This window comes from Butyricimonas sp., from assembly GCF_019423355.1.
GTDB classification, from domain to species: Bacteria; Bacteroidota; Bacteroidia; order Bacteroidales; family Marinifilaceae; genus Butyricimonas; species Butyricimonas faecihominis.
In genome coordinates this window covers 150240-173915 of sequence record NZ_JAHZBP010000009.1, presented here as the reverse complement: position 1 = coordinate 173915, position 23676 = coordinate 150240, and the positions used below count along the sequence as shown (strand labels likewise).

At 41.1% G+C, this 23676-nt stretch carries 18 protein-coding genes; 5 read left to right on the top strand and 13 right to left on the bottom strand.

The features are described from left to right. Nucleotides 1-34 precede the first annotated feature (34 nt). Together QVC79_RS13240 and QVC79_RS13235 are read left to right on the top strand one after the other, a co-directional pair. Nucleotides 35-670, top strand: coding sequence for a flavodoxin family protein (locus QVC79_RS13240; RefSeq protein ID WP_270592809.1), 636 nt, complete (start codon nucleotides 35-37; stop codon nucleotides 668-670). 44 nt (nucleotides 671-714) lie between these two features. After that, the gene (locus QVC79_RS13235; protein ID WP_270592808.1) at nucleotides 715-1449 is read left to right on the top strand and encodes a class I SAM-dependent methyltransferase; all 735 of its coding nucleotides are present in this window, start codon (nucleotides 715-717) and stop codon (nucleotides 1447-1449) included. 5 nt (nucleotides 1450-1454) lie between these two features. Here the strand turns inward: QVC79_RS13235 and QVC79_RS13230 are convergent, their stop codons facing one another. Next, the gene (locus tag QVC79_RS13230; RefSeq protein ID WP_270592807.1) at nucleotides 1455-2372 is read right to left on the bottom strand and encodes an SH3 domain-containing protein; all 918 of its coding nucleotides are present in this window, start codon (nucleotides 2370-2372) and stop codon (nucleotides 1455-1457) included. Nucleotides 2373-2549: 177 nt separating this feature from the next. Next, nucleotides 2550-3632, bottom strand: a complete 1083-nt coding sequence (locus tag QVC79_RS13225) for a tyrosine-protein phosphatase (RefSeq protein ID WP_270592806.1) — start codon at nucleotides 3630-3632, stop codon at nucleotides 2550-2552. Between the two features lie 138 nt (nucleotides 3633-3770). Between QVC79_RS13225 and QVC79_RS13220 the strand changes: the two genes are divergently transcribed. Beyond that, nucleotides 3771-4700, top strand: a complete 930-nt coding sequence (locus QVC79_RS13220) for a DUF1848 domain-containing protein (protein WP_270592805.1) — start codon at nucleotides 3771-3773, stop codon at nucleotides 4698-4700. Between the two features lie 5 nt (nucleotides 4701-4705). On the opposite strand, the gene QVC79_RS13215 is transcribed toward QVC79_RS13220, so the two are convergent. From QVC79_RS13215 to QVC79_RS13180, 8 genes are all read right to left on the bottom strand, one after another. Next, nucleotides 4706-5584, bottom strand: coding sequence for a carbohydrate kinase family protein (locus QVC79_RS13215; protein WP_270592803.1), 879 nt, complete (start codon nucleotides 5582-5584; stop codon nucleotides 4706-4708). A gap of 115 nt (nucleotides 5585-5699) precedes the next feature. Further along, nucleotides 5700-7211 carry a PKD-like family lipoprotein gene (locus tag QVC79_RS13210; RefSeq protein ID WP_124318017.1) on the bottom strand — a complete coding sequence of 504 codons (1512 nt, stop codon included), beginning with the start codon at nucleotides 7209-7211 and terminating at the stop codon, nucleotides 5700-5702. An 18-nt stretch (nucleotides 7212-7229) separates the two neighbouring features. Continuing rightward, nucleotides 7230-7961, bottom strand: coding sequence for a DUF4843 domain-containing protein (locus QVC79_RS13205; protein WP_124318487.1), 732 nt, complete (start codon nucleotides 7959-7961; stop codon nucleotides 7230-7232). 26 nt (nucleotides 7962-7987) lie between these two features. Next, nucleotides 7988-9424, bottom strand: coding sequence for a RagB/SusD family nutrient uptake outer membrane protein (locus QVC79_RS13200; RefSeq protein WP_124318010.1), 1437 nt, complete (start codon nucleotides 9422-9424; stop codon nucleotides 7988-7990). 32 nt (nucleotides 9425-9456) lie between these two features. Beyond that, nucleotides 9457-12813 (bottom strand): SusC/RagA family TonB-linked outer membrane protein, encoded by a 3357-nt coding sequence (locus tag QVC79_RS13195; RefSeq protein WP_270592799.1) that lies wholly within the window; start codon nucleotides 12811-12813, stop codon nucleotides 9457-9459. A gap of 137 nt (nucleotides 12814-12950) precedes the next feature. Next, the gene (locus QVC79_RS13190) at nucleotides 12951-14111 is read right to left on the bottom strand and encodes a FecR family protein (RefSeq protein WP_124318374.1); all 1161 of its coding nucleotides are present in this window, start codon (nucleotides 14109-14111) and stop codon (nucleotides 12951-12953) included. A 70-nt stretch (nucleotides 14112-14181) separates the two neighbouring features. Next, the gene (locus QVC79_RS13185; protein WP_124318375.1) at nucleotides 14182-14742 is read right to left on the bottom strand and encodes a sigma-70 family RNA polymerase sigma factor; all 561 of its coding nucleotides are present in this window, start codon (nucleotides 14740-14742) and stop codon (nucleotides 14182-14184) included. Nucleotides 14743-14830: 88 nt separating this feature from the next. Beyond that, entirely contained in the window at nucleotides 14831-16957 is a 2127-nt protein-coding gene (locus QVC79_RS13180; RefSeq protein ID WP_270592796.1) for an HRDC domain-containing protein, read from the bottom strand. 348 nt (nucleotides 16958-17305) lie between these two features. Here QVC79_RS13180 and QVC79_RS13175 point away from each other — a divergent pair, with 348 nt between their 5' ends. Next, entirely contained in the window at nucleotides 17306-18541 is a 1236-nt protein-coding gene (locus tag QVC79_RS13175; RefSeq protein ID WP_270592794.1) for an MFS transporter, read from the top strand. A gap of 63 nt (nucleotides 18542-18604) precedes the next feature. Here the strand turns inward: QVC79_RS13175 and QVC79_RS13170 are convergent, their stop codons facing one another. The 3 genes from QVC79_RS13170 to QVC79_RS13160 form a co-directional block, all read right to left on the bottom strand. Then, nucleotides 18605-20632, bottom strand: coding sequence for a protein-disulfide reductase DsbD family protein (locus QVC79_RS13170; protein WP_118304776.1), 2028 nt, complete (start codon nucleotides 20630-20632; stop codon nucleotides 18605-18607). Nucleotides 20633-20793: 161 nt separating this feature from the next. After that, the gene (locus QVC79_RS13165; protein WP_087421328.1) at nucleotides 20794-22341 is read right to left on the bottom strand and encodes an Rne/Rng family ribonuclease; all 1548 of its coding nucleotides are present in this window, start codon (nucleotides 22339-22341) and stop codon (nucleotides 20794-20796) included. A 187-nt stretch (nucleotides 22342-22528) separates the two neighbouring features. Continuing rightward, entirely contained in the window at nucleotides 22529-22837 is a 309-nt protein-coding gene (locus QVC79_RS13160; RefSeq protein WP_158582627.1) for an HU family DNA-binding protein, read from the bottom strand. A gap of 316 nt (nucleotides 22838-23153) precedes the next feature. On the opposite strand from QVC79_RS13160, the gene QVC79_RS13155 reads away from it, so the two are divergent. Then, nucleotides 23154-23567 carry a single-stranded DNA-binding protein gene (locus tag QVC79_RS13155; protein WP_270592790.1) on the top strand — a complete coding sequence of 138 codons (414 nt, stop codon included), beginning with the start codon at nucleotides 23154-23156 and terminating at the stop codon, nucleotides 23565-23567. Nucleotides 23568-23676 lie beyond the last annotated feature (109 nt).

Below are 23676 nucleotides of genomic sequence, written 5' to 3'. Positions count from 1 at the left end.
TACAAGACAACAGCAATCAAAAACAAAAAAACACATGAAAGTAATAGCAATCAACGGAAGTCCCCACCCACAGGGGAACACCTTCCATGCTTTAAAAACCATTGGTGAGGAATTAAAAAAAGAAAACATAGAGTTTGAAATACTCCAAGTCGGGAGCCAGAATATTCACGGGTGCATGGGATGCAATATGTGTTTCCGGAACAAAAACGAGAAATGCGTAATCACAACCGACTCATTCAACGAACTACTACAAAAGATCAAAGACGTTGACGGCATTATCCTAGGTTCACCCGTTCATTTTTCCGGTATCGCCGGAACCATGAAATGCTTTCTCGACCGGGCATTCTACGTTTCCGGGGCTAATGGCAACTGGTTCCGTCACAAGGTCGGTGCAGCAATTGTTGCTGTTCGTCGTTCAGGAGGTTCGCACACACTTGACGGGCTGTATCATTATCTCACGTATTCTGAAATGCTTATTCCCTCATCTAATTATTGGAACATCATCCACGGGTTGAAAGCCGGAGAGGCCATTCAAGATGCAGAAGGAAACCAAATCATGCGAGTACTTGGGAAAAACATGGCATGGCTACTGAAAATGAGAGAGCAAACAAAAGATACACTTGCAACCCCGGAAACTGAAACCAAAATAATGACAAACTTTATCCGGTAAATGTAAACACACCTATCTCTTTCGCAGAGAAATTATACTTTATCATGAAAGAAAATAAATACGATGACGAGAAATTCTTCCATCAATATAGTCAAATGTCCCGTTCCATGGATGGCCTAAAAGGAGCCGGAGAATGGCACGCATTACAAAAAATACTCCCGGACTTCCAAGGGAAACGAGTACTGGATTTAGGCTGTGGTTTCGGGTGGCATTGTCAATATGCTATTGAACATGGCGCAGTCCACGCCTTGGGAATTGATCTTTCACACAAAATGTTGGAAGAGGCCACCAAACGAAACAACTCTCCTTGCATCGAATACAAATGTATGGCGATCGAAGACTTCGATTACACGCTAGAGAGCTATGACATCGTCATCAGTTCTCTAACCTTTCATTATTTGGAATCATTTCCGGATATTTGCGAGAAGGTACGCCGATGCCTCACTCCCGGTGGCACCTTTATTTTCTCCGTCGAGCATCCCGTGTTCACGGCTTACGGCAGTCAAGACTGGTACTATGACGAGCAAGGAAACATCCTCCACTGGCCGGTAGACCGCTATTTCTCGGAAGGAAAACGAGAGGCCATTTTCTTGGGCGAAAACGTGACCAAATTCCACAAGACACTAACCACCTATGTAAATGGGCTTATCCAAAACGGTTTCGAAATCACCGGACTCGTGGAACCTGAACCAGATAAAACTCTTTTGGATTCCATTCCGGGTATGCGTGACGAGTTACGACGTCCCATGATGTTAATCATCTCCTCAATCAAGAAATAATAAACTTAATAACGATACACAACATAATAATGCCTATCTCCCGATCCCGCTATGAACAAACCGATAGCGAGTAAAATAACTACGCCAATAAAAAAAATGGAAGAAGCGATGAGCGAAACCGATCCCAAAAGAAACAAAATAGAGACAATCGAGGCTCTCCAGAAATTCCGGATTATAAAGTAGTTCATCACAATTTGCACGCCCTGAGCCACCAAGAATCCACAAATTAAATACACTCCCATATCCACATCAGCCAAGTAAAAAATAATCGCCAAAATGACCACAACGACATAGGAATAAACACCCACGCTCAAATTATACCCGGATTCATGGCAAATCTCACGAATAACTTGAAGATTTAATAGAAGTTGCTTTAACAAGACAAAACCATATAGAAAAAAGTTGACAACCGTCCAAAGCCAACCGACCTCATCAGGAAAGCAGAACCACGGTAAACCATTGTAACCGAAGAAAAAAATAAGTTCCATGACGCCGATAGCTACAAGTCCGAAGCCCCCCACAATCCATTTTATTTCCAGAGAATCACGAAACATCCGTCGAACCAGCAAAGTAAAGCATAACGTCAATAGAATCAGTAAAGGCAAATAACTAATCGGTCCCTGTTTAAACAATCCCCATAATCCACGAAAAAAGTCGTCAGCAGATTGTTGTTTCGTTCCCCTAAGCGGCATAATATACTTTTTACTGACATAAGCCTGTTTTCCATCAAACTCCACTTGCGCCCATGTTCCCTCCATTTTCAACACGTGGACCGTATCTTTAGAAGCTAATTTTCCAATCACATCAAACTCGCTTCCCGCACCGGAACGAACATGAAGAGAACCACGTGAAACCACCCGGTAATCTAGAGCATCCACAACTAATGAAAAAAAAATACAGAGTAATAAAAAACAATATTTCATAATGATCCCCAATTTATTCACTAAACGCCAAGTAAATATTTACAAATATATAATTTTTAACGGAATCTCGTGTTTTACTAACGTAATTTATCACAAACATCAGGAGGGATGCATGAAACAGAATGAATAAAAAACAGGTTCATATTTGAACCTGTCTCAACACAAAAACACCTAATTCTAATACAGATACAACTTACGAAGTTTCTCCACATCCACCCCCAACTGCTGCACTAAAAACTTATCCATTCCGCCATAATTCTCGTCTATCGTGGTTAATGCCATTTCGATATACTCTTTCTGCACGGAACTAATATAATACATACATTCTGCCATCTTATTATCCCCGTATAGAGCTTTCATTGCCTCCATCGTCACACCCGTCAACTCATTTGTCAACATATAGTCTTCAATGATCGTTTCTCGGTCAACACCTAAAGCTGCCAAAAACAAGGCTGCCGCAAATCCGGCCCGATCCTTTCCAGCCGTGCAATGGAACATTAACGGAGTCTTGTCTGCCTCCATCAACGTCTTGAAGAAAGATTTGTATTCTGCCTGAAAACTGATTACAAACTCCCGGTTCCCGTCTACCAGATATTGTTTAGCCCCCTCCACATCCCCTCTTCTGATAACATCCGAAACATCAATGGAAGACAAATTTCCGGGTTCGATCGGATAATTAATACAATTCACAGTTGTCGTGGGAACCTTATCCGGTTCTGCCTCTTGTTCGCTACTTGAACGGAAATCGATCACAGTCTTTAAGGGGATCGTTGCCAAATACGCTAAATCATCTTCCGTGAGACTGTTACATTTTCCTGAACGGAACACCAATCCCCACTTCACCCGGCGTCCATCCTTCGTTTTATAACCTCCCAGATCCCGGAAATTAGACTGTCCCACCATCGGCAATTGTCTTAATCCCAAGGCCGTTCTAGCTCCACCGGCCCATTCCAAGCAATAGAGCTGATATTTTCCCGTGTTCAATTCTGTCGTTCCCTTCGTATTTCCTTGTAACAAAGGTTCATCAAAAAGAATAGAATTACTATTTTCCCCGCCATACACTTTCCACTCTCCCTCTTTTAATATTTCAATACTGGTTTTCTTAGACTCTTTATCGGCCTTTATTGTTGCATAAGAGCTTATATCCGTCCCCGAATACAAATTCGTATTAATTGAATCATCATCTGAACAAGCCAACACTCCAACCAACATGGCAAAAACAAAACACCACTTACTCATTTTTAATAAATACTCTTTCATAATCTTTTTTCTTTTCATTTGACGCCACAAAGAAAAGCTTGTAATATTACCGAACGATTACATTCTTGTGAAAGAACGATTACAACTATTTATCCTCATTCCCTTGTATTATACCCCGGAATAACGTAATTTTACCATATGATCATCAGTGCAAGCAGAAGAACAGACATCCCCTCATTCTACTCAACATGGTTTTTTAACCGTGTTCGGGAGAAACACGTTCTTGTTCCGAACCCCTTCAACCCGAAACAAATCAGCCGGGTCAGACTAACGCCAGACGTGGTGGACTGTATTGTATTCTGGACCAAAAATCCGACTCCGATGCTTGATAAACTTAACCATCTAAAAGAGTTCAAATATTACTTTCAATTCACACTTAACGCTTACGGAAAAGAAATTGAAACCAATCTACCTTCTTTCGAACAAAGAATAGACACCTTCAAACGCCTCTCCGACCTCATCGGGAAAGAAAAGGTCATCTGGCGTTACGACCCGATCTTGACAAACGAAACCTATAACACGGATTTTCACAAAACTACTTTCTTCAAAATTGCCACACAGCTCAAAGATCACACCGAAAAATGTATGATTAGCTTTATTGACTATTACAAACATATCCGTCCGTCCCTCTCTTCCCAGAATATACACCCGCTTACACTGGAAGAGATCCGGGAAATGGCATATTCTTTCCGGCAGTCCATCTCCTCGACCCCAATTCAACTAAACACCTGTACCCGGAAAGTAGACCTTTCCGATATGGGAATTCCTGCCGGAATGTGTATTGACCGGGAATTAATAGAAAGACTCACAGGCTACCCGATTTCCGCACAGAAAGATAAAAACCAACGAGACGTTTGTCGCTGTATTGAAAGTATAGACATCGGCACCTACGACACCTGTTTCAATGGCTGCCTCTATTGTTATGCTAACACAGCCAAACACAAACCGTTCCGTAACCTACAAAAGCATGATCCCGCCTCCCCGAAACTCATTGGACAGGTAAACGATGACGACATCATAAAAGATCGAGCCACGTGTAGCCTCAGACGTGATCCCTCGTTATTCTGACAGAATTAAAGCCACCTTTTCAACTCATCGGGCAACATTGGCATTGCCCCCGTCTGACTACAAACAAAAGCGGAAACCTCCACGGCAAAACGATGAGCCTCAACCATTGATCTCCCTTTCAAAACCGCAGCACAAAATGCTGCCGTGAAAGAATCCCCGGCTCCCACCGTGTCTGCCACCTTCACATGAGGGGTATCCAAAAATGACCGTATATCGCCCGCAAACACGTAACTTCCCTGCACCCCACACGTAAGTATCAACACCTCCAGATCAAACCGATCCATCATCTCCCTACACCTCTTTTCTACCGATTCTTCCGACAATTCTAATAAATCGGATAAAATAACCAATTCTTCATCATTCAACTTCAATATATTACACCGGGCCAAAGAATCTTTCAAAACCTCTACCGTGTAAAAATGCTGACGAAGATTTATATCAAAAACTTTATATGCCTCCCCGGACATGGCCTCCAAAAATCGGTTCAACGTTGTACGAGTTACCACATTCCGCTGAGCCAGAGACCCAAAACAAACACAACGAGCCTGACAAGCCAATCGATCAAGTTCTGGGGTGTACGGTACGTTATCCCACGCCACGCCCTGTTTTATTTCGTAACAAGGAATCCCCTCTCCATCCAGCGTAACTTCAACGATACCCGTCGGGAAAGGCACTCGTTCCACCCAATAGCGTAGCCCCTTCCCGTTAAAATTTTCCAGAATCTCATCTCCCAACACATCTTCCCCCACAGCACTCACCACCCGGCTATCAAAACCGAATTGCGACATATGATAAGCAAAATTAGCAGGAGCACCGCCAATCCTTTTTCCTTCCGGAAACACATCCCAAAGAACCTCTCCGATTCCCACGATAATATCATTCATCATCACGTGTATTTAGTCATAAAATGCATATACAAAAGAAAGCAATTGATATGAAAAATCGGTATTTCCCCAAACAAATATTTTAAGAAATACCGATTTTTATAATCATTAACCACTACCAAGTTTTACTCTTATATTCCATATCAACAATTTCATCGTATGGTCCCATAGCTTCATAAGGTACAATCATATCATCCTCCTTCGGTAATGGGAACAGTCCCTCTGCTGGATCTTGAGGCATTCCATTAGAACTGATCCAAAAACGATAAACATACCCTTTATCCCCTTTATTCAATGCTATAAACATCATGTAAGCATACGCATCCTTGATATGCATCTCTACTACATTAACATCAGGATCTTTAAAATCATGGAACAATATTCGGGTATTCGTAGCCGTATTCAACAACCATATTTTATCTTTCACGGCATAAAATATATTCTCGCTATTAGGATGCGGATACACAGCGGAAGTTTTATCCAATTCAACCTCATCCGGAATCACCGAATGTCCAAGTACAACATACTTATATGGATAACCACTTGTATAATCAGTCCCAAAGTCATATTTATGTACTTTACCCGCCTGATCTTTCATAAGTGCAAAAAGAGTCTTTTTACAACTTTGTCCCATATAAAGCGTGGAAAAATCTTTTAATTCTCCTATAGTATAATACTGGTTACTAGATACGATACTTAAATTCATCGCACCATTCTCCCATAATAAGAAGCGTCCACCTTTACGATCTAGAAATACATATTTTGAACCATAATAATCATAGAAATAACCATAATTCGAAATATAATAATCAGAATTATCCGGTAATGACTTTTCCACACCAAACTTATACGGAGTATAGCGAGTTGTACAAAAGTGTAGTTTTCCATCAGCTACAATAAAATACTGACTAAAATTCTTATCCGTGAGTAAAAACTCAATATCACAACTTGCCTTTGGTTCAAAAAATAACTCTGATTGATCGGCAACCCATGTCAAATCAAAAGGACTCAACTTTTCAGCTCCGTCATTTTTCAACACCAAGCAATTATCATAATAAGGACTGGAAGAGGTGGCAAAATAAAATAAAGATTTAGCATTTTGAATATTCTTACCATTCGTCTTTGAATAAAGATTATACAGGGGTTCTCCTATTCGGGAAAACTCATTCGCAGATGAAAGATCATACTCATTCGTCGTACCCGGAACCTTACACAATAATAAATAAGTGTACTTACTGATTGCGTCCGTTACCTCAACATTAAAACGTTTATAAGTTGTAAGCCCAGTCGCTGTATTCATAATTGAATATCGTAAATCATAATTTGCCGGAGCCAATGTAATTTCTTCATCAAAATCCTTACTTGTTGAAAGTAAATGATACTCCGGATTCAATTTATTCTGGATCGCAAACTCCCACTTAAACTCTAATTGTGATTCGTCAAAACCATTTAGTTCCAATGTCATAGGGATCGACAACCGTTCCCCCATCTTCAAACGATAAACAAGCTCGTACTCCCCTTCTATGGTTACTTCGTCCACCGTTGTGTAATCGTAATTTCCTTTATCCTCGTAGCATCCAGCCTGCAATATCGACAGGATAGCTAACAAAAACATATATTTTTTCATTTTCTGTATATTATCTGGTTAGAACGTAACTCTATTTCCATTTTCATCTGTTAATGGATTATCCTTATGCTCATTATTATATTTCACGAGGGCTACTCGTAATTCATCTTGGAAATAATATAACTCACCTGCTTCATACTTATTATCTCCCGTGGTCGGAAATTCCGAAATACCAAGCACATCAATAATAAATTGATATTTTACCAAACTAGGTTCTCCGAAATAAGTTTTCAAGCTATTCCAATTAGAAGGAATTGTCAAACGATCATTAAATGTTACGATAAAACACAACTCATCTTCTCCCATTTCACCTAAAAAATCACCAGTAGGAACAATATTTATACCAACAGTCATGTCCTCATTTTCCTTTCCTAGCTCTTTTAACGTACTCTTTATATGATCCCGATAAAGTTTAATAACAATCACACTATTCACACTATCCTTCTGAAGAACACATTCTTCTATCGTAAAATGCCCTCCATTTTCAGGAGTTCCCTCCTTTGCATATAACGTACGTTCTTTATCTAATTCTACCGTCACAATACGATCTGCCGAAGTCGCAACTCCCGTTACACGAATGGGGACCTTAATCTCGTGAACCATATATTCTTGTGGTTTTACGGCAAACGAAAAGGTAGTACTATCTCCTGAAGCCACATAAATCTTATTACCTCCTTTAAAATCGAACTCATCTCCTTGACTACAAGCAAAGATCAACGAGCAGAACAAAAGTATTAATATCTTATTCATAATATTCGTCATTTACAAGGTTACTATTATTTCTGTCCCCACTCCTGTTCTTGTTGTGGCAACGGGAATCTATAAACTTCTGATAACTTATCGGCGATCTTTATTTCGCAATCCGGAATATTCTCTAAATTCCGATATTTATACCGATAAAATATTTGTCCCTCCGCAAGCATTTCCCGCCGATACTCGGTATCCAAATAACTTATAACCTCCTCTTTTGTATTTAATTCCACCCCCAGTAAACTACGAGCCGTTCTTATTGCATTGATATAAACCAAGGCAGTCTCCACATCCGGAGCCGTCTCTGCGGCAATATAATACATCTCAGATAAGCGTAACATCGGCATTTGATTTCTAGACCTCTGGTTATCGGTCTGTTCTTGACGAAATTTACGCATTCTTGGTAACCCCTCTTCCGTTACGAACAATAACTCATAACGAACATCAGACATTTTGTACTTATCCGCTTCAAAAATAACATCTAATTTCTCTTTCGTACTTCCTAACTCTTTACTTGTTGTAACAGAAGGGAAATACCCCGAAGCCACATTAGATAACTTATCCACGTAAAGACCAAAAAGTAACTCTCCTGAAATAATTTTATCCTTATCAATATCTTGAGGAGAAGTTGTTAAACGAGGATAATTAATATTAGTCTGGAGTGTATCCATAAGCTCACTTACAAAATCATATACTTCTGAATCTGTTTTTCCGGCATACAACATAACTCTAGCCCTCAACGCCCGCACCGAAAAAGCATTCATACGAACTTTCCGATTTACCAGATAAACATTTGAAGGAGTCTCCATGGGGGTCCATATTGGGTCTTTATCAAACAATGGAATTGCAGCATCAATATCAGCCAGCACCTTTTCAATAACCTGATCAAATGTACTATATGCGGTATTCCCCTGGCCAAAAGTAGTCACGTAAGGTATACACTTCTCTCCCTTATCTAGCGCTTTCGATGGCCCAAACATTCTCAACAAATCAAAATGCAAATATGCTCTCAACGCCAATGCTTCCCCTTTAATCAAATCATAATTGTCATCGTCAAAAATCTTTCGATCAGCATTTTCCAAACGTTCCAACAATTTATTATCATTAGCTATCGCATTATACATTCCTTCCCAAATAGAAGCAATTACTTTTTCAGTATCGGCTGTCTTGTAATCAAAATTTGCAAAAGAGGTGTAAATCTCAGGAGCACCATCCCGCAACACATAACTATACGCTAATAAATCCATTGTACTGATAGTCATTTGATCACCATACAACGACGTTCCGGCCATCTTCGCATAAACACCAATTAAAGCGTCAAAATAACCGTTCTCTGTCTTATACAAATCGTCCTCTTTCGCATCTATATCAGATGACACATCAAACCAATCCTCACATCCGGTGAACATAAATGCACCCAGGATCAATACAAATAGGTAGGCAGTTTTCATTATTTTTTTCATCTCTATATCTTTTTATATTATACTGCTCATCTCTAAAATGTTGCGCTTAAAGAAAACGCAATTCTATTGGCAAACGGATAATTAATACCCCTTTCTTGGCGAACAGTAGAAAGTCGCATAATATCATTCATATAAGCATTTACTCTCAATCGCTCCATTCCTAACGTACGAAGAATACCTTTATGCTTTATATCATAACCCAGGCTCACAGATTCACAGGTGAACACGTTTTCATCTTGCACGAAACGGCTTGTCGGGCGAGTAGTTGTTTTATCAAAAATACTTTTATAAAGCGATTGATCCCCTTCTTTCCGCCAACGATCATCATAAATACGACGATCCACATTCCCATAAAGATCAGCATTTTCTACTCGATCCACCAAGGTAGAATTGTAGATCTGTCCACCAATCTTATATCGGAAATTAGCACTAAACGTTAAATTTTTATAGGTTAGAGAAGTTCCGATAATACCCTCAAGATCCGGACGGGTATTTCCCACAGCAACCTGGTCAAACGAATTATAAGTAAATGTCGTTAATCCCTGTTTTGTCAAGTAAAGTTCATTTCCCGTAGCCGGATCAATACCTAAAGAACGAACAGCATAAATATCTGTTAAAGAACGCCCTTCTTCATAAAGAATAACAGGAGCAGACTGGTTTTCCTCCTCTGCTTTTTTAATCACCTCCTCGTTACGCTTTTTCATGAAATTACTGATTTTCGTAATTTTATTCCGGTTATGAGCAGCGGAAACATTCACACTCCAGTAAATCTGATCTTGAGGTCTTTTAATAAACATCGCCTTCACGGTTGCCTCAAATCCCCGATTTTCAGTCTCCCCGATATTTTCCTTATAACTTGAAAATCCCGTTGAAGTAGCAATAGTAACGTCTGCCAACAAATTATCCGTGCGACGTTGATAATAATCGATGTTTATCATGTAACGACTATCCACAAATCCTAATTCCAACCCCAAATTCAACACATGAGTTGTCTGCCATTTTAGATCCTTATTTCCAATTCCTTTTAGCCAAGCAGGAATCAATCCTGCATAATGCCGTCCGGTCTCATAACTATACATTGAAGTAGCTTGAAATGGTGCAAAATTCTGGGAAGCGGTAATACCATAAGAACAACGTAATTTCAAAATACTTATTGCTGCCATTTTCTCCATCCAAGATTCATTATGGATATTCCAGCCCGCTCCCAAAGACCAAATAGGAGCAAACCGATTATTGGAACCGAAATTAGATGATCCGTCCACTTTCAACGAAAAATCAAACAAATAACGTCGGTCATAAGAGTAGTTGAATGTCCCCAAAATTCCAGCCAGACGTTGAATACCATAAGTCGCTTCCGGTCTTGAATCCTTATAATATTGTTTCGCAAAAGCAATACTACTCATATTATCATTCGGAAAACCTTCCACATCTACTGTTTTATCATGATTTTTACTTTGAGAAGCATTTAAACCAACTACAGCATAAATATTATGTTTGCCAAAAGATTGTCCATAGCGCAAATTCAGGTCTCCCAAGATACTAAAACTTTCTCCATTGGAAAACGAAGCTTTTCCCCTTCTTAAAAACTCATCTGGAGAATTTATCGGATCGCCCAATTCTTCAAACATCGTATGTGATGCAGAATAAAAAAGATCTGAAGAATTAAATTGTTTCGTCAAACTAAAACGTCCCATCAATGTCAGATTCTCCGAAATCGTCCATTCAATAGAAAAATTATTTGTGAAATCAGTATATTTTTCTTCATCCACGGAATGAAGAGTTGCATTATAAAGAGGATTCTTGTTAAATTGTGATCCTTCCAAAAAGTCAGGATATTTATCATCAAACAATTTCACTGGACGGCCTTGTTCATCATACGGACGGACATAAGGATTCAATGACACGTATTGACTAAACTCCCCATAAGGAGAATTTTTCGATTCATTAGCTGTAATTTGAAGATCATTCTTGAAAAGAAGACCTCCTTTACGATATTGCAAGAAAACACCTCCCATATAATTATTATGACTTGATCCTTTCATCACTCCCGGTGTCATCCGTACTGAAAAATTGATACCATAACGTATCACCTTATCCCCACCACTCAACTCGAAATTATGACGATGTTCGAAAGCAGTTCTCAACGGTTTACTTAACCAATACGTATCTACTCCTTCCATTACATTCTTCAGCATTCGGTTGTAATATTCTTTCATTTCAATATCATTACTCAATGAACGCCCCTCGAAATGTCCCGCATCCTTTTGAAGTTCAAGAGCCTCTCTCGCATTTAACAAATCATAGTCTGTAAGGTCAGGCATCACCACAGCGTAATCTCCATTATAGCTCAATCTCAATCTTCCGATCTCAGGGGCTTTTGTTTCGATAACAATCACACCATTGGCAGAACGAGAACCATAAAGTGCGGCTGCGGAAGCATCTTTCAATATTGAAATACTTTCCACCCGGTTTGGATCCAAGTCGACAACTCGCTGTAACGATACTTCGAAACCATCCAGAATAAATAACGGCTGGTTCGGATTTCCTTTATAATTTGCATCAAGATCCGGTATTCCATTCGCACCGCGTACCTCGATCTCCGGTAAGGCATTCGGGTCTGAACCGTTCAAATTATTCTCCACGATTTTAAACGAAGGATCTAGCGTACGAAGACTTTGCAAAATATTCTGATTCCCTACCATTTTCAGCTGTTCACCGGTCACTGTTACGGAAGCTCCTGTCGCTAACTCTTTGCTCCTACGGAAAATACCAGTCACCACCACATCATCTAAATTTTCCGTCTGTTCCTCTAAAACGACCACTAACTCTTTCTTCCTTTGCAAAATCTCTTTATCCTTCACCTCATCCATAGAAACTTTTTTCGTTTCCATTCCTACAAATCGAAATACTAGGACTACGCCCTTCACTTCACCGGGCAATGTAAGAGAATATTTACCATCAATATCTGTTGCACACCCGATTGTAGTCCCCTCTATCAAAATGGTCACTCCGGGTAAAGGTTCCCCTGCCTTATCCTTTACAATTCCCTTCAGTAATTGTTGCCCTTTTTGTAATGAATCTGCAGTAGCAACCACCTCATCCTTAATCACGACTACATCGTTCATAATCGTAAATGTCAAACCAGTTCCCATCAACACCGACCTCAATGCATTTTCAAGAACATCATTCTCAATATTTACCACTTTTTTCTGCTCAGACCTCACTTTTTCTACACTGTAAAAAAAGCGAAGGCCAGTCTGTTTCTTCAACTCTTTCAGCACGTGTTCAAGCGTAACATCCTGCATGGATAAAGACACCCGCTGTTGAGTATAACCGGAAGCTGATACCCCGATCTGTAACACCAACATAAAAAATAAACATAGCCTCATGATTAACAAGCATTTTTTCAAATGAAAGGGCACACCACGCCCATAGAAACAATTTTTTTTCATACCTTTGTAATGTTTCATTAATTTATTAATGTTCACCTGATAAATACGGGTCTAGTGCCAACAAACACCCGTATTTATTTTTTACCGATTATAATCGTTTTTCCTTCCGTCTTAAATTTTACATCTCCACCCGTTTCAATAAAATTCAAAAATACATTTATACTCTCGTAACGTTCCAGATCACCCGTGAAATGATAATCTTTCACCACTGGATCAACATACACGACATCTATATCATACCATCTTTCTAATGTTCGCATAATATCCACCAACGCAGTATTTTCAAACACGTATTTTCCTTCCCGCCAACCAACATACTGCATAACATCCACCTTCTTCATTTTAATTTCCCCGGTTTTCTCCTCTTGCACCTGAAAACCCGGAGTCAAGATAATCTCTTTTTTGTTTTCTCCGGAGACATACATCACTTTCCCCATCTCCAATGTAGTTACAACCTTTTGCTCATCGGCATAATCCCGTACATTAAAACTTGTACCTAAAACGGCCACAGTTCCCATTGAAGTATGCACTTGAAATGCATGTAGCTCATCCTTACTCACCTGAAAATAAGCTTCTCCTTTCAAGTAAACATCCCTCGTTTTACCCGAAAAATTTACAGGAAATCTCAATTCAGTCTCTGCATTTAACCACACTTTCGTACCATCTGCCAATTCCAAACAATACTCTCCACCACGAGGAATCGTCACGGTGTTATACATGACCTCTGCCGTCTCATTATACAGATTTGCCTTATAAACCAAAGTACCGGATTCGGAACGCAATATCGTCCCATCACTCTCCTCCAATTCTTGAATATTCTCTTCAAGAGAAACCTGTTTTCCGTCTGCTAATGTTATTACCGCACAACTTTGCCCCGGACAAATAACTTCTGCAACAACTGGTTCCACCTTGTTAATCTGTTCTGGTTTATTATTCATCCACCATCCGATAATACACAAAACGACAATCGAAACGGCCGTAGAAACCCACCATCCGATCCGGAATGTTTTTCTCGCGTTCTTTTTTAATATTTTGAATTTCCGATATGCCTCTCTACCATCAAAATCATCCGTTCCTTGCAAACGAGCCACGATCTTATCACGATCCATTTCTTTCACTCCATACTCCTCACATAAAGAATCTAATTCCTGTTTCTCCTCTTTACTTGTCATCCCAAGTAAATCCTTATAGAGTAAATCTGATAACCTTTCGTATATTTTTAAATCGTCCATCATCTCATTGAGGCTTTATTTCTATTAATAAATCCCCAAAAAGAAAAACGGGTACCCTAAAAATACATTTTTTTCAAAAAAAGATTGAAAATATAAACAAATCTGATTTCACGGCAGCCTTAATAACCGCATAAGCCTCCTTTTTGTGCTTCTTCACCGTATTCTGGGAGATATTCAATTTCAAGCTGATCTCATCATTCGTCATTCTTTTCATACTCAATAGAATGACTTCACGTCGTTTAGGAGGCATTTCTTCAATCACTTTCCGCAATTTCCTAATCACCTCCTCAAACATTACAGCCGACAATGACTCGGATTCTATTTCATCCGTAAAAAAAGCCCATTCTTTCAAGCGCTTGTCTTCCCGCTCTTTATCCCGTATTTCTTTCAAACAATTATTGTTCACCGTACGGTATAAATAAACATTAAAAGCGGCAATATTCTCAAAACATAAAGGAGACTCCCACAATTTAATAATTGCTCCTTGCACCAAATCCTCGGCCTGTTCTCGGTTATTCAAAATTTTCATCGCATAATGGCACAAAGGAGAATAATAATCCATATAAATTCTCTCCCACGCCTTAGCATCCTTACGGTTTACACCATTAATAAAATTCTGAATCTCCCTATCCATTATATCTAATTAACAAACACCCTACATTCTAGTTAGATACAAATATATATAAATTCGAGAAACAAACAAATTCACTCAAAAAATATCCTTACTTCTGTTGAAAGCGGAACTCATCCACCATATCCAGTAACACAGCCCCATAACGTTCCACGATCTTTTTCCCAACTCCGGGAACTGCCAGCAATTCCTTTGAATTCGTGGGCAGCGTGTTACTGATTCCCAACAAAGCTTTCTGCTGCAATACCGTGTACACGGGCAATTTCAATCGTTCAGCCTCTTTGTTCCTCCAAGCACGAAGAGTTTCATATAACTTCGAGTGTAATATATCAGGAGAAATCTCCACTTTTTCCGCTCCGGCACGTTTCGCCTTAATCTTCACCTTCGGGGCATCAATTAACGCCTTCGCCTTCGCCCGTAAATAATCTTTTACAGAAAAACCGTTCCCGATCACTTTCAACGTTTCAAGTTTCAAGTTCACCTCTCCCCGAAAACGTTCCATATTTTGTTCCACCAACTTCCTCACCTCCTTGTTATCAATCTCCGGAATAGCCTCTTCCAAGAATTTTCCAAAAATAGACATCGTATGTTCCCGGAAATATTCCGCCCCCTTCCTCACCCGGTCCGCGATCACCGGGTCCGCCTCGTAATTCCCTTCTTCCGGCATCAACCGTTCCAACTGGTTCTGAAACCGTTCCGCCACCGCCAACAATTCCTCCGCACACTTGGCTCCCGCCACCCGGTAACGTTCCACCCAATCGGGATACAACCGACGCAACTGCTCATCCAACACCCGGTACAAATAATGTAACCTCCACCGGATCGTCTCGTAATCGAATTGTTCCAGCAACAACTCCCTGAAATAAGACTGCCGGGCCTGTTGCAATTCCTCCTTATTCGGCTCCTTCTGTTCCGCCTCCCGCACGAATTCATCTATTGCCCCGTCACTCACCAGCGAACGCACGGTTACCGGGGAACTTAACACAAGTCCCTCGAACGTCTTGCAACGACTCAATGCCACGTACACCTGCCCGTGAGCAAATGCTGCATTGGCATCCACGATCGCCCGTTCAAACGTCAATCCTTGGCTTTTATGAATCGTAATCGCCCACGCCGTTTTCAACGGGTATTGCTTAAAGGTTCCCTCCACCGTCTCTGTGATCTCCCGAGTCTCCTCGTCTAACGTGTATCTCGTGTTCGTCCATTCCTCCGGGGTCACCTGAATCTTCAGGCCATCCTCTTTTCCTACCACCTCGATGGAACGGTCATTAATAGCCGTGATCTTACCGATTTTCCCATTATAATAACGCTTTTCCGGCGATGAATCATTTTTCACGAACATCACCTGCGCCCCTTGTTTCAGCACCAACGTCTCCTCCGTGGGATAAGAATAAGTGGGGAAATTATCCTTCACTTCTGCCTTGAACGAATAAGCCCTAGTGGATAATTCTGCCATTTTCACGTCGTTAATCCTTTGTGCTTGATGATTATGTGTTGTCAACGTGATATACCCCTCGTCATCCGAAGGCTTGAAGCCCGGTACATACCTCCGGTTCAACATCCCCAACACCGCGGCATCCACCCGGTTCTCCCGTACCCGGTTCAACAGGTCCACGAATTCCCGATCCTGTTGCCTGTAAACGTGTTTCAACTCGATTGCCACGTAACGGGTTGCTGCCAAAGCCTTACTATGGAAAAAGAACGCCGATGCGTAATGTTGTTTCAACAACGCCCACTCGTCCTCTTTCACCACGGGAGCCAACTGCTGCAAATCACCGATCAACAACAACTGCACCCCACCGAAAGGCTCGTTCTTGGAGCGGTAACGACGCAACATATCATCCACCGCATCCAGCAAATCTGCCCGTACCATACTGATCTCGTCAATCACCAGCAAATCAATCATCTTGATAATATTGATCTTTTCCCGGTTAAATTTATGGGTGTATTGCAATTTTTCCCCTCGCTCCACCGTATCCGTACTTCCCGGCACGTATGGCCCGAACGGCAACTGGAAGAAAGAGTGGATCGTCACCCCACCCGCGTTAATTGCCGCCACTCCCGTGGGAGCAACCACAATCATCCTTTTGGGTGATCTCCGTTTCAATTCCCGCAGAAACGTAGTTTTTCCCGTTCCCGCTTTTCCTGTAAGAAACACGTTCACTCCCGTATATTCCAAAAAGTCATATGCCAATTCCAGTTGAGGATTACTTTCCATGAATCAAGATTTTACACGAATTATCATTCTATTCGGCCTTCACAGACACGCAACTCGTACAAAGGTAGAAAAATAATCTATTCGTATCACGGCAATTATACACAATCACGTACACCTCTTGATATTTTCGATTATTTTTTAGGATTATTCTTTACAGATTCATATATTTGTAGAAATTACATACAATACCATTTATGAGATTTCAAAACTTCATCATGGGCATTCCGCATCGGGTTCGTGCCTAATTTAATCCCGGAAAAATTCCTCCGGACTTTTTTAAAGCTTTCCTCCTAACCGGGAAGTATCAAGGTATTGTTTTCTCACTTTTAACATTGATATAAAATTACCATGAATAACTGGAAAAAGGTATTCGCAATTATATGGACAGGACAGTTTTTCTCCATACTGACCAGTTCTCTCGTTAATTTTGCCATCATTTTATGGCTAACCTTTGAAACTAAATCGGCAGAAACTTTGGCTTTCGCCACGATTGCCACCATGTTACCGCAAGGCATCTTAGGTATGTTCTCCGGAGTATTTATTGATCGGTGGAGCAGGAAGAAAATCATGATCCTGTCTGACAGTTTCATTGCTTTCTGCACACTTATTCTAGCCTTTTTATTTTATTTCGAACAAGCGGAAGTTTGGCAAATCTATCTATTGTTGGCACTCCGATCGATAGGTTCGGCTTTCCATGCTCCTTCGATGCAAGCATCTATCCCGTTACTCGCTCCAGAATCTCAATTATTACGAATCGCCGGGATCAACCAGATGATCAATTCTGCCTGTAATATAGCCGGACCAGCTTTAGGCGCCCTAGCCATTACCACGCTGGCCATGCCTGTCGTGCTTATGCTCGACGTGATCGGAGCCATACTCGCCTGTACCTCGCTGGCTTTCGTCAAAATACCGAACCCACCACCCGGTGAACACGCGGGAGAAAACAATGTCCTTCAAGACTTAAAAGAGGCTCAACGGGAGGTTGTCAGCCACCGGGGAATGCCATTATTGTTAATCCTCTCGATCATAGCCACATTTTTTATCATGCCAGTCAGCGTACTTTTCCCATTAATGACCCTAAATCACTTTTCGGGAGATGCTTTCCAAATGAGTCTGATTGAAGCCATCTGGGGAGTCGGGGCCCTATTGGGGGGAGTTGCCTTGAGTATCAAACAATACAAGATCAACAAAATCACGCTGATCAACCTGACATATATCCTCTTGGGAGCCGGATTCACGGCATCTGGCCTACTATCTCCCAATGCCTTTGTTTGGTTCGTCGTGTTTACCGCATTTGAAGGCGTGATCGGGTCATTATACTTTGCCTCGTTCACAGCCGTTATCCAGACGAAAATCAACCCGGCAATACTCGGACGAGTATTTTCCATATACATGAGCCTTAGTATGCTTCCCTCCATGCTCGGATTAATGAGTACCGGGTTTATTGCCGATCACGTGGGGATTACAAACACGTTCGTTATTGGTGGGCTCGTGATATTAGCTATCGGGGTTATATCATTCTGCCTCCCGTCCTTGTTACAAGTGGGCAAATTGACCGTTAACGGGAAAACCCGTAATATCTAAAGTATATAAATTGAAAGCCACCTTTTTCGAGGTGGCTTTCAAATATCTGATCAATTCGATAGATTACTTTCCGGCACGAGCTTTATACTCTTTCAAACCGTCTTGCAAGAATTTCACGAAAGCATCCCGATCTTTATTATAACCTCTAGCAGGTTGTAATACATGCGGTTTCAATACTTTCTCGTTACCTTTACGGCTATCTAACAAAATATAGTTCGGTTGAGCGTTCGACTCGAATTGCTTGATCTGGAAGTCTGTATTCTTCTTTCCAAGCGTGTTTTTCTTCTTTCCGTCATACTCTGACACGTAAACCTCTTCTGCTGGTAATTTGGTCTTATCGTCCACGTAAAGAGCCACGATGATATAATCATTCTTCAACATTTCAAGCACACGAGGATCAGACCAAACGCTTTGTTCCATCTCACGACAGTTCACACAACCGTGACCGGTGAAATCAATGAACAAGGGTTTATCTTGAGCTTGTGCGGCTTTCAATGCCTGGTCATAATCGAAATAACCATCCAACCCGTGGGGCAAGTGCAAGAAATCAGAGTATTTTACAGGTTCGTTGGATGCGGCACTAGCAGCTCCTTGTGTTCCACCTACCTGCACGCCACTCTTCATGATCTCTTTCGCGTTGTCACGCACAATACGGTTAATATCGAAGTCAATCGTTTCTTGTGGCGGGAAATATCCGGCCAAAGCTTTCAACGGTGCCCCGAACATACCCGGGATCAAATAGATCACGAATGACATGGTAATAATAATCATCACCAAACGAGGTACTCCGATATATGGTAAATCGCTATCGTGAGCGAATTTGATTTTACCCATCAAGTACAATGCTTGTAACGTGAACACGGCTACCCAGATAGCGATGTAAACCTCACGGTCTAACAATCCCCAGTGGTAAGTTTGGTCTGCTACCATCAAGAACTTGAATCCAAGGGCAACCTCCACGAATCCTAATACAACTTTCACCGCATTTAACCAACCTCCTGATTTCGGTAGATTGCTTAATTTTGAAGGGAAGAAAGAGAAGAATCCGAAAGGCAATGCCACAGCGATAGAGAATCCTAACATACCGATGATCGGACGTAATACAGATCCGCGTGCAGCCTCTACCAACACGGTTCCAACGATCGGGGCGGTACAAGAGAATGACACCAATACCAACGTGAATGCCATGAAGAAAGCTCCGATGTAACCACCTTTATCAGCTTGTTTATCCGATTTATTTACCAACCAAGACGGTAACACGATCTCGAACGCACCAAAGAAGGATGCAGCGAAGATCATAAATATAATGAAGAAACAAATATTAGGCAGCCAGTTCGTACTCAACCAGTTAATGAATCCCGGTCCTAACAAGAACGAAATGATCAATCCTAAAGCGGTATAGATACCAACGATAGACAAGGCGAAGAAAATAGCTTTTGCCTTTGCTTTTGCTTTATTACTATCCCCATGCATGAAGAATGACACCGTCATCGGGATCATCGGGAACACGCAAGGCATCACAACTGCCAGTAATCCACTACCAAAAGCCACCCAGAAGAACAACCACAAGGAATCATCCTCGGTTGCATCCTTCGTTTCATCGGCAGCAGCAACAGTAGCTTTATCTGCACCTTTGTTACCCAACTCAATCGCGAAGTCCTTCTCTCCCGGCACACAAGCACCTTCCTGACAAGCCTGGAATTCAACGCTTCCTTTCACGGTAGTAATGGAAGGATCGGTAACTTTGATCTTTTGGGTTATGGTGTAATTATTTGAATAATACCACACATCGACTCCGAAAACATCATCATGCTTTTTACTTGGTTCACTCTCCTCGGCCGTACCCACTAATTCGATTCCCTCTCCCACTTTCTCAATGGTAATTGATGTAGGCATGGGACCACCTGCCGGGGTTGACATGGAGTAAACCGTCCACCCGGGTTGAATGGTTGCTTTAAAGGTTAAAGCGTATTCGTTATCCCCGGTTTTCTTCTGTGAAAACGTCCAACTTGTCGGGTCAGACATTTGAGCGAAAACCGAAAAGGTTCCCACGAACAACGTAAAGATCAACGTCAATAGTCTCTTTTTCATAAAAAATTATTTAATAAAACATCAATTTGCATGCTTCTCGAAATCGTATGCATTATCACACAGTGGACGCAAAAGTACCATATAATTTGTTCTCTCACAAATTCATGGTACTATTTTAACATCGTTTTAAGATGGAATGACGAAACTGTAAGTAAAAACACCTACTCAGGTTCTATTTCTCTATTAAAACGATTAAAAAACTTATATTCGTAAATATAAAAAGAGGGAACTCCGACCACCTTTAAATGGATATGGTGCTTGAAAGCCCACTTCCTACGCAAAGACCAGAAACCTTTTTTCAAATACGCCTCCACGAAGGGGTGTACTTTCAATACCAGATTCTTGATTTTCTTCTCTTCGACCAAGAACTCAAGCTGATCTTCAATCTTATCAATCACTAGAACGGCAGCATCGGCCTTACCGGTTCCATGACACACGGGACAAGTCTCCGTGGTCGTCACGGTCATTTCCGGACGTACCCGCTGGCGCGTGATTTGCATTAATCCGAATTTACTCAGAGGAAGTATGGTATGCTTGGCACGATCGAGTTCCATTGCCGAACGCATCTTATCGAACAACTTCTGGCGGTTTTCCGCCTGTTGCATGTCAATAAAATCGATCACGATAATACCTCCCATGTCTCGCAATTGCAACTGACGAGCCACCTCGTCGGCTGCAGCCAAGTTTACTTCCAAGGCATTCGATTCCTGATCGTCACCCAATTTCACACGATTCCCGCTATTCACGTCTATCACGTGAAAAGCTTCCGTGTGTTCTATAATGAGGTATGCCCCGTTTTTAAACGAAACGGTACGTCCCAGCGAAGACTTGATTTGCTTGTCCACCCCAAAATGATCGAAGATCGGTACCTCGGTTGACACAAATTTAACGATACCTTCTTTCTCCGGAGCTATCGTGCTGATATAACGCTTAATTTCTTTACTCAATGCTAAATCATTCACATAAATGTTCTCGAACGAGGGATTCAATATATCCCGGAGAATAACGCTGGTTCGGTCAATCTCTCCCAAAATCAGCTTGGGAGGCTCTATATCCCGAAGATGTTTGAACGCGGTCTCGAAACGTTCAACAAGTTCTGTTAATTCACTGTCAAATAGCTCGGCATTCTTGCCTTCGGCGACAGTTCTCACGATCACCCCGAAATTCTTGGGGCGTATACTTTCAATCAGTCTTTTCAAACGCTTCCGTTCTTCGACCGATTTTATCTTTTGTGACACGGATACCTTTTCCGAGAAAGGCATCAGAACTAGGTGGCGGCCGGCAATACTCAACTCGGAGGTCAAGCGCGGACCCTTGGTGGAAATAGGTTCTTTCGCAACCTGCACGGCCACATATTGGCCGACAGAAAGCACGTCCCCGATCTTCCCGTTTTTACTGATTTCCGGCTCCAGTTTTAATTTGGCTACAGGCATCCCCTTCCGGGCTATACATTGCTTTATATAGCTATCCAAAGAATAAAACTGGGGACTGAGATCAAGGTAATGCAGGAAGGCATCCTTTTCATAGCCGACATTAACGAAAGCGGCATTCAAACCGGGCATGATTTTCTTCACTTTCCCGTAATAGATGTCACCTACCGCAAATTTAACGCTAGTCTTCTCCGTTGTCAACTCTACCAACCGCTTGTCCTTTAACAAGGCGATTACTACTTCTTCCGCTTTTACATCTATGACTAACTCAGTATTCACTACCTGATCAATTAATGTATTAATCAAAATAAACCTAAAGGCATAGCCCTTAGGTTTATAATCTCTAACTCACAAACGATGACTACTTCTTTTTGTGTCTGTTCTTTCTCAGTCTCTTTTTCCGTTTGTGAGTGGCCATCTTATGTCTCTTTCTTTTCTTTCCGCTTGGCATAATTTCACTCCTTTCTTATTTTACTTGATCTTTCACCTGATTGACGAAACTCTTCGAAGGCTTGAACGAAGGAATAAAGTGTTCAGGAATCTTGATCGTTACATTTTTAGAAATATTACGAGCGGTTTTCTCAGCTCTCTTTTTCACTACAAAACTTCCAAAACCTCTTAAATATACATTTTTTCCATCAATCACAGAACCTTTGATTGCTTCCATAAAAGCTTCAACTGTAGTTTGTACCGCAGCTTTCTCGATACCAGTGGTTCTTGAAATTTCATTCACGATGTCCGCCTTTGTCATTTTCTTTAAGTATTTAATATTCAATATTATATTTCGTTTCTTCTAGATTTCAGACTGCAAATATATATCTTTTCCACAAACAATGAAACAAACTATCGCATTTTTGTCAATATTTTTTGTGTTCTATATCTTTAATTGTCAACATCGGACATATCCTCGCACCGCTTTTTACAACATCCCTTTGTCTTGCCCGCTATTTATTTAAACTGGTTACAACAAAGTTATCACATCCAGCAATCGGGAATAAATCACGAATCATAACAAGATGGCATTGGGATTATTTTTTTTCTCCGAAATTATTCCGTAATTTGTGACAAATTTTAATCCATACATATTATACATGGTAAACAAAGTTATTCTTATCGGTAATGTCGGGGGAGACCCTGACGTAAAATATCTCGAAGGAGGTGTTGCCGTGGCAAGATTCAGCCTCGCCACGTCGGAAGTCTACAATAATAAAAACGGCGAGCGTGTAACTCAAACCGAATGGCACAATATCGTTCTCTGGCGGAATTTAGCACAAATTGCAGAAAAATACGTGCGCAAAGGAATGATGCTTTATATTGAAGGACGTATCAGAACCCGTTCATGGGACGACCAAAACGGGGTGAAAAGATACACGACCGAGATTTACGGGGATAATTTCCAGATGCTATCCCGTAAACAGGATAACGGGGATAAACCTCAAGACACGCACATGCCACAAGCACCCGATTTAAGCGGTGGTGACGACAGTGACGATCTCCCGTTCTGAAAGATAAAAGCTAAAAATTAAAAACTAAAAGTTTGAAGTAAACGATTTCGAACAAGGAAATCAGGCTTTAAACGATTAGTTTTTAGTTTTTAGCTTTTATCTTTTAGTT